Raw genomic sequence first — 17955 nt, 5'->3', positions numbered from 1 at the left:
TACCAAACAATTAATGGAAAATTATGATATTTCAAACAAAAAGCAGGTGCCAGGAGACCCTGACACCTACTTCTTCACCATCAACTTACCTTCATAGTCGTTCATCGTCTTTATTTCAACGCCTTTATAGTAATGAGCGACGATATCTGTATATTTCTTGCCTTCTGCTGCCATGCCGTTCGCTCCGTATTGGCTCATACCAACGCCGTGGCCGAAGCCTTTCGTCGTAACGATGATTTTATCCCCTTGTTGTTTCCACGTGAAGTCGGAAGAACGTAAGTCTAACTTTTCACGAACTTCCTTTCCTGTTAATGTTTTTCCTTGAAATGCTACATCCTTTACGCGCTTTCCTTCCGTAAGATCTTTAATATTTCCAACCTTCCCGTCTGCCAGTACCTTCACACCGAGACGTTTTTGAAAGTCAGCTACGGTAAAGGTTTGCTCGCTCGTAAATTTCGGAGAAGCTTGATCCCACGGACTATCTACACTCTTTAAGTACGGATAATCATTTCCCCAATAATCGGCTGCATTTTCTGTCCGGCCATTACTCGTTGAGAAGAAGGATGCTGAGATTGGTTTTCCCTCATACGTTAAAACTTGTCCTGCGGTTTTCGAAACAGCTTCCTCGATTTTCTTCAAATTATTTTCGTAGTTATTGCCCCATTGTTTTTTCAATTCTTCTTTACTTTTGTACACTTGATCTTTCACCGTATCTGTCACGTCCGCATTGTTTTTCTTACCTCCGCTTAGCATACGCTGGACTACAAATGTTCTCGCTGCTAATGCCTGCGCCTTTAGCGCCTCTATTTCAAAACTGGCATTCATCTCAGAAGCTACTACACCGGTCACATACTCCTCCATAGGTAATGACTCTACCTTTTTCTGTTTCTCGCGATATACAGCAACTTGAACCGCTGTATCCACTTTCCCTGGAGCTGGTATACTTTCTATCGCTGGAGGAGTTTTAGAAGCTGCTTTTTCCTCTACTTTTGCTTTCGCAAACGGAATCACAAGAGCAGCAGGTACAATGATAACGAGCGCTATGAGAAGCGCTACTGTAATAAAAAGTGGCTTTGAAAATTTCATCTTATTTCCCCCAATATGAAAAAGCTTTACTCCATTCATTCTTATGGAACAACTCTTTCTTTTAGAACATACTTAAGGGGAACCATATAAAACAAAAATTTTCTAAATATTTTTACTGGCACGTGCATAAGTATAGAATTTCTTGACTATAACAGTAATAAGCCCAAAAAAATAGCCTCTATGTCAAAAGACATAGAGACTATTTCAATTAAGCGTGAAGATCAGAAACTTCTTGTTCTTTCACTTCTTCTACTTTTTCGTTTACACGTTCAATAGTTGCACCTAATGCAGCTAATTTCTTATGGAAGTTTACATAGCCACGGTCAAGATGTTTTAACTCAGTTACACGAGTGTAACCTTCTGATACTAAACCAGCTAAGATTAATGCAGCTGCAGCACGTAAATCAGTTGCTGCTACTTCAGCACCTTGTAAGCTGTTTGGACCGTTCATAATAACAGAACGACCTTCGATTTTAATATCAGCATTCATACGACGGAATTCTTCAACGTGCATAAAGCGGTTTTCAAATACCGTTTCTGTAATCATACTTGTTCCTTCAGCTTGTAGTAATAATGCCATCATTTGTGATTGCATGTCTGTTGGGAAACCTGGGTGAGGCATAGTTTTAATATCAACCGCTTTTAACTTATCTGGGCCGATAACACGTACACCTTCATTTTCTTCGATAATTTTAACACCCATTTCTTCCATTTTCGCTGTAATTGAGCGTAAATGTTCAGGTACAGCATTTTCAATTAAGATGTCTCCACCAGTAATTGCCGCTGCAACCATGAATGTTCCCGCTTCAATACGGTCAGGAATAATAGAGTGGTTTGCACCATATAATTTATCAACGCCTTCGATACGAATCGTTCCAGTTCCAGCTCCGCGTACTTTCGCTCCCATCGCATTTAAGAAGTTAGCTAAGTCAACGATTTCTGGTTCTTTCGCTGCGTTTTCAAGGATTGTTGTCCCTTTTGCTAATGTAGCTGCAGACATAATGTTTTCTGTCGCGCCCACGCTTGGGAAGTCTAAATAAATTTTAGCTCCTTTTAGTTCTCCCTCAACGTATGCCTCAACAAAACCGTTACCAACCTGTACTTTTGCTCCCATTGCTTCGAAGCCTTTTAAATGTTGGTCAATTGGACGTGAACCAATTGCACATCCACCAGGAAGTGCAATACGAGCACGACCGTTACGTGCTAATAATGGTCCCATTACTTGAACAGATGCACGCATTTTACGTACATATTCAAATGGTGCTTCAATGTTTAGCTCTTTAGAAGCATCGATTGTTACTTGGTTATTTTCAAATACGACTTCAGCATTTAAATGACGTAATACCTCATTAATTGTGTATACATCAGACAAAACTGGTACTTCAGATAGTACATTCTTTCCATCACTCGCTAATAGGGCTGCAGCGATTATAGGTAATACAGCATTTTTTGCGCCCTCAACACGCACTGTGCCGTTTAACCGCTTTCCGCCACGGACGATGATCTTTTCCAAATTATTCCCCTCCGTGTCCTTTTTTCAGTATCTATTCACTCAATACTCAGAAGTTATGATCGGTGTGCCAACCACAATTGTATCTTTGTTGTCTGTAGAACGTATTGCTATTTGCACATTTATTTTCTCTCTATTTGTTGAAAGAGCGTCATCCCACTTTTTATTGTATGCGGAGACTGACACAAATGCTCTTTCTTCTATCTGTTCGATCGCTCTTGCTGAAAGATCTTTCAAAACCTGATTGGTTTTATTTTGCAAAACACCTTCAATCTTATCATTCAGTACACCTTGAACACAAGTGTAAATTATAGGTTTTTCACTAAAAATTTTATTCGTTTTCTGAATATACTTCGGGTCCCATTTTGCCCCGCTTACTTCAAAGATAATGAAAGTGTTTTCTTTAGTATTTTCCTTACTCCAAGTTACTACTACTCGTTCTTCATAGGAAGAAAATTTTTTATAGGATGTAGCTTTATATCCATCTGGAGATTGCTCTAATTCCCACTTTTGAATATTCGCCTTGTCCTTCACATCGTTTAACAACTTTTGAAACGTATGTATATTAGAAATCGTTTTTGTTTCTCGCGCTAGCCATGACCATTTCTCTACTTTAGCATCATTTTTCTCTACAGCTGCGATCATGTTCTCCATCTTCTGTTCATCGCTTATCGGTTTCATCTCTCTATATCCAACCAAAAATAAAACAACACTAAGTGCAACAATAAGAATGGCTTTAAGCTTCAATTTCATCCCCTCCTATCCCCATTGTTAACGGAGATTTGAGGTTCTATACACTTACTTTACTAAATACGTTAAACTCTTTGAATAGCCTAAATAATCAAGGAAAAAGTTACTTACAGATGTCCCAATTGCAATTGTAATTAAGATGAGTAATACTCTCGTCTGCATCACCTTTCCAGGCTTCATTAAACGCTCAATGTGAATACCTTGTAAGGCCCACCACGTAATGGTAATAAACAATAAATGCGAAACGATGGCAATCAGTGCTTGTTGCCCTAAAAGATGTGCCAAAAAACCGACCCCTTTTTACCTAGCTACTACTTACGAAATCTTATAAAAACGATACCATAATAAGTAGAAGCCACACTTTTTCAAATACAAATAAGCATCTTACATGTTACATCGTAATTTTTCTCTTTAAAAGCGTATACTTATATGCATTTTCAATTGTAATTCACACAAAATAAAAAGCGCAGAGTAACGACTCCACACCTTTTATTTTCACTATTGTACCACGTTCCCTAAGAAGAAGAAATCTTTCATTAATGGAAAATATTCATAAAAGAAATTGTATCCAATCATCGGCATAATCCCTAGTATTACAATCGAAATTGCGCAAAGGCTCATCACAACCTTTATATTGAGTGGCAACCGAATTTTCTCTTCTACTTCTCCCGTACGGAAAAACATTTGCTGTAAAATACGGAAATAATATACGAATGAAATGACTGTCGTTCCCATCATAATAGAAGCTAGTACGTAATGAGCTGGCTCTACATGGAGGGCCCCTAAAAAGATGTTAATTTTCCCAATGAAACCAGCTGTTCCTGGTATCCCCGCTAGCGATAAAATAAAAATCGTCATAACGATTGCTGTAAATGGCGACCTTTTATATAATCCGGTGAAAATGGTCATATTTTCTTTGTCGCTTTGTAAGATTAAGGCGTGGATAATTGCAAACGCGCCTATATTCATAAGCATATACGCAAGCATGTAAAACCACATGCTATCCATCGTAAATGGCGATAATGCTACAAGCGGTACGAGTAAATATCCTGCATGCGCAATTCCTGAATAAGCAAATAAGCGTTTTACGTTATATTGCTTTAATGCGACTACATTTCCAATAATCATCGTAATACTAGCTAGCACAGCGATGTATATGCTCATACGTCCGTATAAAGATTGCATGTCTCCTTGCACCGATACACTTGCAAAAACCATGAGGAACAGACGAATAATGAGTAAAAACCCAGCAATTTTAGAAATCGTTCCAAGAAAAGCAGTAACAGGTGTAGCCGCTCCCTCATACACATCAGGCGCCCACATATGAAACGGCACTGTCGCAATTTTGAATGAGAGCCCAACGAGTAAGAGTAGAAATGCGAGAGCTAGCAATAACTGAATACCACCAGCCAGTTCCCCGGCAAATACTTTTTGCATATCCACGATATTGGTTGCCCCTGTAATACCGTACAAATAACTCATTCCAAAGAGCGTGATTGCCGTTCCAATTCCTCCATTAATGACATATTTCATTGCTGCCTCATTTGATGCACGGTTCTTTTTTCGTATCCCAACTAAAATATAAGAAGAAAGTGAAAGCAATTCTAGGCCGACGAAAAGTGTAATGAAGTCGACACTAGAAGCCATAAACATAGCCCCAAGAAGCGCCATTAAAAATAAGTAATAATATTCTCCCTTATCTTCAATTGGATTTTTCTTATCATCGCTCATTGCGGTGCATAAGATGAGAGCCGCTCCGCCTAATAACAACGTTTTAAATCCTTTTGAAAACCCATCTAACACAAACGAGCCATTTAAAATATCTCCCGCTGGTTCACCGTATAGCATAATTAATGATACGATCGCTAATACGATAGCTGCGATTGCACCAAGCGCTACATACCTATGGTTCAGCTTAAAAAACAAATCACATATGGAAAGAAGGATGGCAGCCCCGAGAATGATGAATTCTGGCACCATGAGATGCCATGATAAGCTAAGTAACGTATTCATATCCACCCTACTTCACCCCCAATGTTTTCAATGTATTTTGAAGCGGATCCCCTAGTATTTCTGGCATTACTCCAATTGCAATAATGCAGAAGATAAGTAGTAAAATCGGGACATACTCCCATCCGTGTATATCAGCTTTCACTTCCCACTCTTTCTTACCAAATGTTACTTGAAGGGTTGCTCTTAATACGTATACAGCAGTTAAAATGATGCCAAGTACTCCGGCCGTAGCAATAACTGGCTCCCCTTGGAATAAACCGAGAAAGGCAAGAAACTCGCTAACAAATCCAGACATTCCCGGCAATCCAAGCGATGCCATTCCTCCCGCTAAGAAGAAACCGCTAAGTACTGGTACACTTTTTGCAAGTCCGCCAAGCGCTGTAATATTTGATGTTCCAAAACGCTGTTCTATAACACCAAGTAAGAAAAAGAGTAAGGCTGCAATTAAACCGTGCGAAACAACTTGGAATAAAGCGCCTTGTGTACCTGGTGCATTTAACGCCGCAAGGCCCATTAATACAATACCCATATGCGAAATACTAGAATAAGCAAGCACCTTCCGAAAGTCTGTTTGAATGAGCGCTAAGAAGGCTCCGTACAATAAATTGATAACTCCTAAAATCGCAATGAGCGTTGCAAACTCGCGAAAGTATTCCGGAAATAGTCCCTGTCCGAAGCGGATTATACCGTATGCTCCAATCTTCAGTAAAACACCTGCATGAAGCATAACGACAGCCGGATGTGCTTCAATATGTACATTGACCATCCAGCGATGTAACGGGAAAACGGGTAGTTTAATCGCAAAAGCGATCATTATGCTAAGAAACAAGCCGAACTGTAAGCTATTTGGGACAGCCATTCCTCCGCCAGCACCTACACTCGTTAATATTTCTTTAAGCTCTGTAATATTGGTTGTACCTGTTTTCGCAAATAAAACCGAGAAAACGATAAGCAAAATAGCGGAGCCAATACCGTTATATATTAAATAACTATAAGCAGCCTTTTCACTCGACAATTTCCCCCACTTCCCAATTAATAAAAACATCGGTGGCAATGTAATTTCAAAGAAGATAAAGAACAACATTAAATTTTGAGCAGCGAAGACACCGAGCATCCCTATTTCTAACATGAGTAACAGCATATAAAATGCTTTCAAATTCCTTTTAATCGTAAATGCCGCAATTGCTGCAAGCATCGCTAGAAGGGCCGTCAGTACCATCATAACGAGCGATAAACCATCAATACCAAGTTCGTAATAAATGGAAAACCACCTTTTATCCACCGCTGCAAAATCCCCAAATGTAATCCATTTCACTTTTTCATCAAATAGAGACAAACTCTTTCCGGAAGCATATGTACAAGCGAGGACGAGGGCCATTCCAAATGGAAGCACCGTTCCAAATAAACCAAGTGCTCGCACTGTACGCGATTCTTTTTTCGGTGTGAATGCAAGTAAGAAAATTCCTAAAAGCGGGGAAAAAATGAAGAACGTTAATAACAAATCATTCATCGTAAATCCCCTCCCGTATAGAGCAAAATAATGAAGAGTACTGCAAGTGAAACAGCTGTTACAGTCCCGTACACTTGTACATTTCCGTTTTGGAGTCTAGAGCCAATTGCACTTATCCCTTTCACTAAACTCCCTATTAAAACGGCAATTCCTTCGACTACATACACTTCAAATAGGCGAAGCACATGAGCGATTCCTTTCGTAATAGGAAGCACCGTCATATTGTATAGTTCATCCACATAATATTTTTCTTTCAAAAGTTTATAAAGAGGCGAGTCCTCGCCACCAGCCCAATCTCTAGCAATAGATTTCTTGCCATATATGACATATGCAAGAGCAATCCCTGTCAAAGAAACGAGCGTCGCAACAATCATAATCCAAACTGGTCCGTGTGCCTCTCGCACTTTAAATGCTACATCTTTCGTAAGCCAATCCCCGAGAAACGTTCCAAACCACGGTGTATTTATATAGCCTGCCACGACTGCAAGAACGCCAAGGACAATCATCGGATACGTCATGATGCGGGGCGATTCATGCACATCTTCCTTCGTCTTCGCTTCCCCAGTAAAGACAAGAAAGTATAGGCGGAACATGTAGAACGCTGTTAGGAACGCTACAATTATCGCTAAGACGAATAAAACATAATTGCCGTTCATCCAAGCTGCCGCTAAAATTTCATCTTTACTAAAGAAACCGGAAAGGAGTGGCACACCACTAATTGCAAGAGTACCGATTAAAAATAAGGCACCTGTTACTTTCATCTTCTTCTGTAAACCGCCCATTTTATTAATGTTTTGCGTATGCACGGCATGAATGACACTTCCTGCCACCAAAAATAGCAACGCTTTAAAAAAAGCGTGTGTCGTTAAATGGAACACACCAGCTACATAACCGGCAGATCCTAATGCAAGCATCATATACCCGAGCTGGCTAACTGTAGAATAAGCAAGTACTCTCTTTATATCCGTTTGTACAAGACCGATGGAAGCTGCAAAGATTGCAGTAAAGGCGCCAACAATTGCTACCGTCTGCATCGCCACCGCACTTGCTGAAAATAGCGGAAACATCGTTGCCACTAAATATACGCCAGCTGCGACCATTGTCGCCGCATGAATAAGTGCCGAAACAGGCGTCGGCCCTTCCATCGCATCCGGTAACCACGTATGAAGCGGGAACTGACCTGATTTCCCCATCGCTCCGATAAAAATTAAAATCGCCGTTATTGTAATCATTGTAGGGGTAAGATCACCCGTATGAATCGCCCTAAATATTGCGTCATATTCAAAACTACCTGCATGCCAGAAAATTAAGATCATCCCAATAAATAAACCGACATCGCCAATACGTGTCATAATAAAAGCCTTTTTCGCGGCAGCCTTCGCTTCTTCTTTAAAGAAATAAAAACCGATGAGTAAGAATGAACCGAGGCCGACTAACTCCCAAAATATATAAAGCTGTAATAAATTCGGTGATATAACAAGCCCGAGCATCGCAAATGTAAAGAGTCCTAAATAGGCATAAAAGGTTGGTAATCTTTCCTCACCTTTCATATAACCTTTCGAATACACGTGTACAAGTAAACTCACAAGTGTAACGATAAACAACATTAAAGCCCCTAATGCTGTCACTTCAAAGCCAAATGATATATCAATATCTCCAGCTCTAAGCCATACCCACTTATGCTTCACTGGTACTGTCGTAAATCTTTCTATTAATACAAGTACCGCAAATATAAAGGAGAGAAAGACGAAGAAAATACTAAGTACACTGCTTCCTTCTCTAATTTTCTTCCCGAATATAATTAATAACAAAAACGAAACAAGCGGGAAAAGCGGTATGAGCCATGCATAATCGATCATTGTTTCCTTCCCCCTTTTCGGTCACAATGTTATCCTTTGAGCGTATCCATTTCATCTACATGAACTGTCGTACGATTACGATATAAAGCAATTAAAATGGCGAGTCCTACCGCCGCCTCCGCTGCTGCTACAGCCATCGTAAACAGAGAGAAAATTTGCCCAGTTACATTTGGGAACAAACCTAATTTACTAAACGCTACTAAGTTTAAATTGGCTGCGTTCAGCATTAATTCAATACAAACTAATACAATCACTGTATTGCGCTTCGTTAAAGCTCCAAACAAACCGATGCAAAACAAAATAATCGCAAGCGTTAAATACGCAGAAGCAGGCACGCTACTCATTGGAATCCTCCTCTTTCTCATCCTTCTTCGCAAGAATAATTGCACCGACAAGTGCTACAAGTAAAATAACTGAGGTTAGCTCAAATGGAATGATATATTTTGAATAGAGAAGCGTACCGATTTGAAGTGTGTTTTTTTCATGGAGAGGTAAACTTCCTTGTGTGCTTTCATTTGCGAAATCAATATTGTTAACAGCGAAATACATAACTGCCCCAAATGCTACAACCGCAAAGAAGATAATCCATTTTCGAAGAGTAAGACGCGATTCATTTTCCGCGTTATGTTTCGTTAACATAATGCCAAAAATCATAATAATTGTAATCGCACCCGAGTAAAGTAAAATTTGTGCAACCCCGATAAATTCAGCTGATAAAAGAAAGTACAAACCTGCAATGCTGAGAAATGTTAGAACGAGAGCTAGCATCATATGCATGACCTTCGTTAAATTCAACATAAGAACGCCGCCGATAATTGCAGACAAGGATAGTATAAAGAATGCTATAAACTCGCCATTCATGCTTTATTCTCCTTCCTGACGTTTTCGTCGTTTTCATCAAGCCTCTGCAAATTTTTAAATAAGTCATCCCGTGAATATTCCGCGAGTTCAAAGTTATTTGTCATAACAATCGCCTCTGTCGGACAAACTTCTGTACATAAATCACAAAGAATACAAATTTCAAAATTAATATCGTACGTGTCGATAATTTTTCCTTTTTTCGTAGGATCCGGATGTTTTTTCCCCGTTAACTGAATACAGTCTGTCGGACAAATATTGGAGCACTGGTTACAAACGATACACTTTTCTGGATAAAACTTTTGAATCCCTCGAAAACGATCTGGCAATGGCAACGGTTGATTCGGATAATCATACGTCACTTTCTTTTTACTCAAATTGCTTAATGTATATTTTAATCCTTTAAATAGCCCTTTCATCTCTTACTGGCACCCCCTTCATAGATTAGAAGAATAACTCCTTAATCAATGCCGTTAAGAAAATATTTGCAAGTGCAATTGGCAATAATACTTTCCAGCCAAACTCCATTAACTGATCACCTCTTATACGTGGAAACGTAACGCGGAACCAAATTAATAGAAAAACTACACTGCTAAACTTTAAAGCAAACCATACGGCACCTGGGATAAATCCAAGGAACATAACTGGATTCCATCCGCCTAAAAAGAGCACTGTAATTAAAGATGCCATCCCGAAGAAATATACGTACTCTGAAAGCATAAAGAATGCCCAGCGAAACCCTGAGTATTCCGTATGATATCCAGAAACAAGCTCCGACTCAGCTTCTGGTAAATCAAACGGCGTCCTATTTAACTCTGCTACTGCTGCGATTAAAAATACGATGAAACCGATTGGTTGCACGAAAATGTACCAAACATTTTCCTGCGCTGCTACGATTTCATTTAAATTTAAGCTACCAGCTAACAAAACGATCCCAATTACACTCATTACGAGCGGAATTTCATAAGAAATCATTTGCGCCGCTGCACGCATCCCTCCTAAAAGGGAATATTTATTATTCGATGCCCATCCTCCGGTTACGACACCAATCGTCGTAATGCCAGAAACAGCAATGTAATACAGTAAGCCTACGCCAATATCCGCGAACTGAAATTTATCAGTAAATGGGATGACTGCAAGCACCATAAATGCTGGTGCGAACGCAATGACAGGTGCTAATATAAACAACGGTTTATCTGCCGCCTTCGGAATACTATCTTCTTTCAATAATAGTTTTAAAACATCAGCTACCGTTTGCAACAGACCAAACCGGCCCCCGACTTGGTTTGGCCCAATCCGCCCTTGCATAAAACCCATCACTTTCCGTTCTGCCAAAATACCATATGTAACGAAGCCAAGGACTGCAAATAATAGGAGCACCGCTAATCCGAAAAAAATGAAGAAATTCGTCCAGCTAGAAGGTGATTGTAAGAGCGTTTCAATCATTAGCCATCAACCTCCCCAAGTACAATATCCACTCCACCTAAAATCGTAATTAAATTGGCGATGTTTTCACCTTTCAATAACTTCGGTAAAATTTGCAAATTGTAAAAAGACGGCCTGCGAAACTTCAAGCGGTACGGCTCTTTCTTTCCGTCACTAGCAATATAGCAACCAATCTCTCCTCGCGGCGACTCTATACGGACGAATGCTTCCCCTTTAGGAGCCTTAATAATTTTCGGTACTTTCGCAAGTACTGCTCCTTCTTTCGGGAACTGCTGGACTGCTTGCTCGACAATTTTTAACGACTCCTCAATTTCCTTCATGCGGCAAACGTAGCGATCCCAAGCATCCCCCACGCTCCCAACAGGAATATCGAAATCAAAACGGTCGTAAATGGAGTACGGTTCATCCTTGCGAAGATCCCAGTTTACTCCGGTGCACCGCAAATTCGCTCCGCTTAAAGAATACGAAATCGCTTCCTCCGCGCTATATATACCAACGCCTTTTACACGATTTAAGAAAATCTCATTGCCGCTAACAAGATCATGATACCCTGCCAATTGTTCTCTCATATACGGAACAAATTCTTCCACTTTTTCAATCCAACCATCCGGTGCATCCCACTTTACACCGCCGACTCTCATATAGTTAAAAGTAAGCCGGGCACCGCATAATTCGTTTAATAAATTTATAATCATCTCTCGTTCACGAAACGCGTACAAAAACGGGCTAACCGCTCCTATATCAAGAAGATTTGTCCCCCACCAAACGAGGTGGCTCGCAATCCTTCCAAGCTCCATTGCAAGTACTCGCAAGTATTCGGCACGCTCCGGGATTTCAAGCCCCATCATCGTCTCTACAGCATGGCAAATGACGTAATTATTCGTCATAGCCGATAAATAATCCATCCGATCTGTATAAGGGATAATTTGCGTATACTGTAAGCTCTCTGCAATCTTTTCGGTCCCGCGATGCAAATATCCAATAACCGGTGTAGCTTCTTTAATAATTTCCCCGTCAATTTTAATAACGAGCCTGAACACACCGTGCGTACTCGGATGCTGAGGACCTACATTCAAAAGCATTTCTTCCGTACGGATCATTTAGCTACACCTCCACATCATACGGTTCATAATCTTTCCTAAGCGGGTGCCCTACCCAATCATCAGGCATTAAAATACGTGATAAATTCGGATGCCCCTTAAATACGATACCAAGCAAATCATACGCTTCCCGCTCTGGCCAATCTGCCCCTTTCCAAAGCGCTGTCACCGATTCCACTTGCGGTGCTTCCCTATCCAACTTCACCTTCACCGCTACTGACTGTTTCTTTCCATATGAAAATAAATGAACATACACTTCCATATGTGTCATAAAATCCGTCGCATGTAGCTCTGACATATAATCAAATGCAAGTCCCTCATGGAATCGCAGTAACTCCATTACTTCATAATATTTTGAGGGCTCCACTACAAGAGTTGGTACATCTTTGGAAAGTTTATTAATGTAGCAATCTACTAAAGCATTCTCTCCTACTTTTCCCTTAATAACTTCAACATACTGATTTAAATACGGTTCATTTATGGATGGCTCTTCCTGTTTCGTCTCTTCTTCCTTCTTACCTTCAGCACCCTTCATCTTCGCCCTTGCAGCCGCTGCCGCTTTTGCCTTCGCTGCTGCAATTGCCTTCGCCTTTTCATCTCCCGAATCCCCATCACCTTGCGATACTTTCTGCTTCGCTAGCGCCGCTGCTTTTGCCTTTGCGGCCGCCACAGCCTTCGCTTTCGCCTTGGCCTTTTCTTCTTCCGTCACTTCTTCTGTTCCTTCTCTTTTTTGTTTCGCTAACGCCGCTGCTTTTGCTTTTGCAGCCGCTGCTGCCTTCGCCTTTGCTTTGGCCTTTTCCTCTTCCGTCACTTCTTCTGTTCCTTCTCTTTTTTGCTTTGCTAACGCCGCTGCTTTCGCTTTTGCGGCTGCTGCTGCCTTCGCCTTTGCTTTGGCCTTTTCTTCTTCCGTTACCTCTTCTGTCCCTTCTCTTTTCTGTTTCGCTAACGCCGCCGCTTTTGCTTTTGCCACCGCTGCTGCACGTCGTTTTGTTTCTTCTATAGTCATATCGTCATTTTTTGGTAGCGCTTTCTCTTTTTCGCGATTTTCTTCCTCAAGTTTACTTATTTCCACACCATGTTTCGCAACGAGACGCTTTCTCGCCTCTTCTTTCGCACGCCTAGCCGCTTCACTTTTTAAATCCTCTAAGTCTTTGTTAGGATCACTCATTTATTCGTCACCTGCTTTCCAGTCTTTGCTTCGTAACGAATTTTTTCTTTTAATTTATTAATTCCATAAATTAAAGCTGCAGGATTTGGTGGGCAACCAGGGATATACACGTCAACTGGCACAATTTGATCTACACCTTTCACAACAGCGTACGAATTTACATATGGACCACCTGCTGTCGCACAAGATCCCATTGCAATAACCCATTTCGGTTCAGGCATTTGGTCATATAAGCGCCGAACAATAGGAGCCATCTTCTTCGTTACCGTTCCCGACACAATCATAACGTCCGATTGCCTTGGTGAAGTCCGAAAAAATGACCCAAATCGATCTAAATCATAATGTGATGAACCTACTCCCATCATTTCAATTGCACAGCATGCCAGTCCGAATGTCATCGGCCATAAAGAATTACTTCTCGCCCATCCTTTCAACTGTTCCAATGTAGAAAAAAAGATATTTCGTTCTAATTCCGCTCGCTCATTTGGATGTAATTCCTCAAAATTTATAACCATTGTAACACCTTCTTTTTCCAAGCATACGCTAATCCAACTAGCAACATTACAACAAAGATGAGCATTTCAATCAGTGCAAATAAACCGAGGTTGTCATATGCAACAGCCCATGGATATAAAAATAAAGTTTCTACATCAAAGATGACAAACAATAAAGCAAAAATATAATAACGAGCATGAAACCGAATATTCGCATCATGAAAAGGCTCAATCCCGCTCTCATACGTCGTCGCTTTCGCTGCACTTGGTTTATTTGGGCGCAGCATCCTTCCTAATGTAAGAGCCACTACCGGCAGCAATATACCTAATAGCAAGAAAATCAAAACGATCATATAACTATTTTCATATACACTTGCCATTGTGAAACCCTCCCCCCTAAATTAAGAACAAGTTCACTTAGTAAACAATATGTCCTAGTTGCAGTAATTATTATTTTTTAAATTTTTCTAAATAATGCAACTATTTTAATCATTATAGCAAACTTCAAATTCCTATGTCGATATGTTGGGGACAGAAACGAGAATTATTAAAATCTGTTTTTATAACTTGCTATACTTGCGCAAAATAAGTATATAGGTTATATATGTTTTTTAAGAAACTATAAAAAATACAAAAGAGGAATTTATATGTATATACCGTGGGTGAGATAGATGAAAAAACAAACACATGTAAGTATTCTTATAAGCATTACATTGCTATCTATAGTAATTCATTACGTGGCAATGCCTTTTCTATATGAATACTCATTTCCCTTTCAAATATTAATTGGAATGAGTACTTTATTCATTGATATTATCGCTTGTAGTTATATACTTTATTTTTCAAATATGAAAGAAGGGTTACCTCGTTTATTTTGGACGATATTATGCGTTGGAACTCTCTCTTATTTCATCGGGGATATCGTCGTTGCCTATCAACGTTTAATTTTAAAGGACTACTATACATTCGTTGATCCGTCCGACTTTTTTTATTTACTTTTTTTAATTAGCTTTGCATTCGCCTTTCTATATGAAATCATTTATAACCGAGATTTATTAGAAAAGCTTTTTATGATATGTGATATTTGTATTATTGTTACAGCACAATTCACTTTAAGTTACTACTTACTTATTGAAAGAACCATTCACATTTCTTCAACATCCTATATCGACATATTTGTTCAACTTACTTATCCAATGACCGATTTACTCTTTTTCCTCATAGGAATTAATCTGTTATTCAAGCCTTTATCTTTATTATCCAAAAAGGTTGGCGCACTTCTTGGCAGTGCTTTACTTTTATATGCTACTACAGATGCGATTTATGCTTATATCAAATACTTCATACCCGAGTATTCTATGTTTACAGTTACTCCTCTTTATCAAGTAACTTTAGTACTAGTAGCAATCGCATGTATTATCCATACAAAAGAACCTGAAAAACAAGAACAAGTGCTATTAACACCTAAATTTGGGGAAGCGATCAGATTATCATTACCTTATATTTCTGTCGTAATGCTTATTGTTTTCATATTAGTCGAATATGTTTTCGCGCCTATTGTAGTAATTGGGCTTATGATAACTTTCTCCTTCGTTCTCATACGCCATAGTTTAGTTCGAAAAAAAAATAAAATATTATTATTAGCCCAAATGCAATTCAACTCAGAACTCGAAAAACAAATTGAACTGCGTACAGAAGATTTAGTAGAACAAAAAAATGAACTGTATCATAACCAACAAATGTTTAAATCTTTATACGAGCATCATCCAGATCCAATCTTCACATTAGATTTATACGGTAATTTTCTTAACGTGAATAACGCTGGTACGACTTTACTCGGTTATCAAACGAATGAATTATTAAATCAGCCTTACTATTCACTTACGTATGAAGAAGATTTGGAAGAAATCATTAATGCCTTTCATCGCGTAAAAAAGGGGAAATCTATTTCTTTAGAAATACGGGCATATCATAAAAATAGAGATATTTACTACTTGCATGTGACAGCTGTTCCTATCTTTTTAAAGGATCATATTTCCGGAGTTTATTTAATGATTAAAGATATTACGGAAAGCAAACAACAACAAGAACAAATTAATTTTTTAGCATATCATGATACACTAACAGAGCTTGCAAATCGACGTGCATTTCATCAATATGTAGAACAAGCAATTGCGCGATCCAAAATATCAAAAATGCCTTTTGCTGTTATGTTTCTTGACCTAGATCGCTTTAAAGTTATTAACGATACCCTCGGTCATAGGGTAGGAGACCTTCTATTAATTGCAGTAGCAAAAAGACTCGAAAGTATAGCGACACCAAATATGAAGCTTGCCCGATTAGCTGGAGATGAGTTCACAATCCTTATCGAAAATTATAAAAAGAGGCCAGACGTAAAAAAAATAGCTGATACAATTGTAGCAGCCATGAACGAACCATTCGAAATTGAAAATCAACATTTACAAATCTCACCGAGCATCGGGATTGCAATATATCCTGAAGCAGGTGAAGATCCGTTATCAATTTTACAACATGCTGATATGGCCATGTACGAAGCAAAAAATAAAGGAAAAAATGGTAGCTCTCTGTACACGAAAGAATTGTATAAAAAAACGGAACGAAAAGCCCGAATTGAAAAAGATTTACCACTCGCTTTAGTAAACGAAGAATTTTATCTCGTCTATCAACCACAAATTGATATTACGACGAAAAAGATTATTGGTGCTGAAGCATTACTACGCTGGAAACACCCACTCCTTGGTGACATTCCGCCATGTGAGTTCATTCCAATTGTAGAGGAGACTCCTCAAGTCATTCCACTTGGTCATTGGGTATTAAATGAATCTTGTCGTCAGCTAAAAATATGGCATACTTTTGGCTACAAAGATTTAAAAATAAGTGTTAACTTATCAGCTAAAGAGTTCCAGCAAAATAATTTAACCGAGAATATTTTACAAATAATAACAGACGTTAAAGTCGATCCAAAAGATGTAACACTTGAATTAACAGAACGAATTGCAATGATCGATGAAAAGGAAACGTTATCCAAACTAAAACAATTAAAGGAATATGGTATTCAAACGTCCATTGATGACTTCGGCACCGGCTATTCTTCTCTCGCTTATTTATCTATTTTCCCTATCGATACATTAAAAGTACCGAGAGAATTTACACAACTAGCTGATCATCGACCTGAAGAAAGAGCCATCGTGTCCACTATCCTTTCCCTTGCAAATACGTTAAACCTATCTGTCGTTGCTGAAGGAATTGAAACAGAAAAACAACTTAAGTTTCTACAAAAGAACAACTGTAAATAAATGCAAGGTTACTATTTCAGTAAACCACTTACTAGTCATCAATTTATAAAATTTCTACAAAAAACACCTAGTATGAACCAATAACTCATACTAGGTGTTTTTATCATGCTATTTGCGGACTACACAGCTATTCATCGACGCAGAGTGTCCGACTCACTTTATAATGTCGGAATTTTTTTTTCGTAATATTCCTCTGCAATCTCTTCATAAAAAGCTGCTGACGTCGTATAAAAATATGGAATTAGCCATAAGAATCCAATCCCGAGTGTAATACAACTTAATATAAACCAACCAATAACACTCAAACATAAAATGAAATACTCCATCTTATGTCCATCCATCATACGACGGCTTTCTGTAATCGCTTGATTTATAGAATACTCCGGGTGATCATTTATAATAAAGTACGTCATCGCATAAGAAAATGATTTAATAATGCCTGGGATAATGAACAGTAACGTCCATAAGAAAAGATAAAAATTTACTAATAAATATAATAAAAATGACTTTAAAAATCTCTTTCCCTCTGAAAACCAAATGAACACATTACCGATACTAGCTTGCTTTTCACGAAGGATATTTAAAGCAAGATAATATCCACCTAAAGTTAAAGGCCCAGTAACAAAAAATGTAAGGATATTTATTGAAATTGAATTTTTCGTTTCTTTCCAATCAAAAATTGAAGAAAATCCCCACTCAATACTAAAACTAAAAATCATGATTAGAATTGAAATAAGTAATGTCGCCCCGACAGCTAATCCCCATTTCCCTTCTAATGAATCTAATGCTTCTCCTTTTAAATCACCAATCATACGTAACCTCCTATACACAATAACTCTATTAG

16 protein-coding genes and 1 pseudogene are annotated in these 17955 nt (G+C 38.8%); 1 reads left to right on the top strand and 16 read right to left on the bottom strand.

Annotated elements, in window-relative coordinates:
* Positions 1 to 66: 66 nt before the first annotated feature.
* From spoIID to nuoA, 15 genes are all read right to left on the bottom strand, one after another.
* On the bottom strand, positions 67 to 1086 hold the full coding sequence (gene spoIID, locus PDQ33_RS05345; RefSeq protein ID WP_044791935.1) for a stage II sporulation protein D: 1020 nt from the start codon (positions 1084 to 1086) through the stop codon (positions 67 to 69).
* A 208-nt stretch (positions 1087 to 1294) separates the two neighbouring features.
* Positions 1295 to 2599, bottom strand: a complete 1305-nt coding sequence (gene murA, locus PDQ33_RS05340; protein ID WP_061131866.1) for a UDP-N-acetylglucosamine 1-carboxyvinyltransferase — start codon at positions 2597 to 2599, stop codon at positions 1295 to 1297.
* 39 nt (positions 2600 to 2638) lie between these two features.
* Complete coding sequence (locus PDQ33_RS05335) at positions 2639 to 3343, bottom strand: YwmB family TATA-box binding protein (RefSeq protein WP_000767902.1); 705 nt, start codon at positions 3341 to 3343, stop codon at positions 2639 to 2641.
* A 51-nt stretch (positions 3344 to 3394) separates the two neighbouring features.
* Positions 3395 to 3631 (bottom strand): DUF1146 family protein, encoded by a 237-nt coding sequence (locus PDQ33_RS05330; protein WP_000940742.1) that lies wholly within the window; start codon positions 3629 to 3631, stop codon positions 3395 to 3397.
* Between the two features lie 213 nt (positions 3632 to 3844).
* Positions 3845 to 5359, bottom strand: coding sequence for an NADH-quinone oxidoreductase subunit NuoN (gene nuoN / locus PDQ33_RS05325; RefSeq protein ID WP_061131960.1), 1515 nt, complete (start codon positions 5357 to 5359; stop codon positions 3845 to 3847).
* A 7-nt stretch (positions 5360 to 5366) separates the two neighbouring features.
* Entirely contained in the window at positions 5367 to 6869 is a 1503-nt protein-coding gene (locus PDQ33_RS05320) for an NADH-quinone oxidoreductase subunit M (RefSeq protein WP_061131867.1), read from the bottom strand.
* Positions 6866 to 8728, bottom strand: coding sequence for an NADH-quinone oxidoreductase subunit L (gene nuoL, locus PDQ33_RS05315; RefSeq protein WP_061131868.1), 1863 nt, complete (start codon positions 8726 to 8728; stop codon positions 6866 to 6868). The genes PDQ33_RS05320 and nuoL overlap by 4 nt, the downstream gene beginning before the upstream one ends.
* Before the next feature lie 29 nt (positions 8729 to 8757).
* Complete coding sequence (gene nuoK, locus PDQ33_RS05310) at positions 8758 to 9072, bottom strand: NADH-quinone oxidoreductase subunit NuoK (protein WP_000100082.1); 315 nt, start codon at positions 9070 to 9072, stop codon at positions 8758 to 8760.
* Positions 9065 to 9589, bottom strand: a complete 525-nt coding sequence (locus tag PDQ33_RS05305) for an NADH-quinone oxidoreductase subunit J (RefSeq protein WP_001012803.1) — start codon at positions 9587 to 9589, stop codon at positions 9065 to 9067. Before PDQ33_RS05305 ends, nuoK begins: the two co-directional genes overlap by 8 nt.
* Positions 9586 to 10005 carry an NADH-quinone oxidoreductase subunit NuoI gene (gene nuoI / locus PDQ33_RS05300; protein WP_061157823.1) on the bottom strand — a complete coding sequence of 140 codons (420 nt, stop codon included), beginning with the start codon at positions 10003 to 10005 and terminating at the stop codon, positions 9586 to 9588. Before nuoI ends, PDQ33_RS05305 begins: the two co-directional genes overlap by 4 nt.
* 25 nt (positions 10006 to 10030) lie before the next feature.
* Positions 10031 to 11032, bottom strand: coding sequence for an NADH-quinone oxidoreductase subunit NuoH (gene nuoH, locus PDQ33_RS05295; protein WP_000573429.1), 1002 nt, complete (start codon positions 11030 to 11032; stop codon positions 10031 to 10033).
* A complete protein-coding gene (nuoD, locus tag PDQ33_RS05290; RefSeq protein ID WP_000621432.1) occupies positions 11032 to 12132 on the bottom strand; it encodes an NADH-quinone oxidoreductase subunit NuoD in 1101 nt (366 codons plus the stop codon). The genes nuoH and nuoD overlap by 1 nt, the downstream gene beginning before the upstream one ends.
* Positions 12133 to 12136: 4 nt before the next feature.
* A complete protein-coding gene (locus PDQ33_RS05285; protein ID WP_270754997.1) occupies positions 12137 to 13300 on the bottom strand; it encodes an NADH-quinone oxidoreductase subunit C in 1164 nt (387 codons plus the stop codon).
* On the bottom strand, positions 13297 to 13815 hold the full coding sequence (gene nuoB, locus PDQ33_RS05280; protein WP_000236331.1) for an NADH-quinone oxidoreductase subunit NuoB: 519 nt from the start codon (positions 13813 to 13815) through the stop codon (positions 13297 to 13299). Before nuoB ends, PDQ33_RS05285 begins: the two co-directional genes overlap by 4 nt.
* Complete coding sequence (gene nuoA / locus PDQ33_RS05275; protein ID WP_000179275.1) at positions 13806 to 14174, bottom strand: NADH-quinone oxidoreductase subunit NuoA; 369 nt, start codon at positions 14172 to 14174, stop codon at positions 13806 to 13808. Before nuoA ends, nuoB begins: the two co-directional genes overlap by 10 nt.
* A gap of 291 nt (positions 14175 to 14465) precedes the next feature.
* Here nuoA and PDQ33_RS05270 point away from each other — a divergent pair.
* Positions 14466 to 17195: pseudogene (locus tag PDQ33_RS05270) on the top strand (putative bifunctional diguanylate cyclase/phosphodiesterase).
* 74 nt (positions 17196 to 17269) lie between these two features.
* Here PDQ33_RS05270 and PDQ33_RS05265 read toward each other — a convergent pair.
* The gene (locus PDQ33_RS05265; protein ID WP_270394120.1) at positions 17270 to 17923 is read right to left on the bottom strand and encodes a DUF975 family protein; all 654 of its coding nucleotides are present in this window, start codon (positions 17921 to 17923) and stop codon (positions 17270 to 17272) included.
* Positions 17924 to 17955: the final 32 nt, after the last annotated feature.

Origin of the sequence: Bacillus cereus group sp. Bc031 (genome assembly GCF_027716265.1) — a bacterium.
Classification (GTDB): domain Bacteria; phylum Bacillota; class Bacilli; order Bacillales; family Bacillaceae_G; genus Bacillus_A; species Bacillus_A paranthracis.
This window is presented reverse-complemented; position numbering and strand designations above follow the sequence as displayed.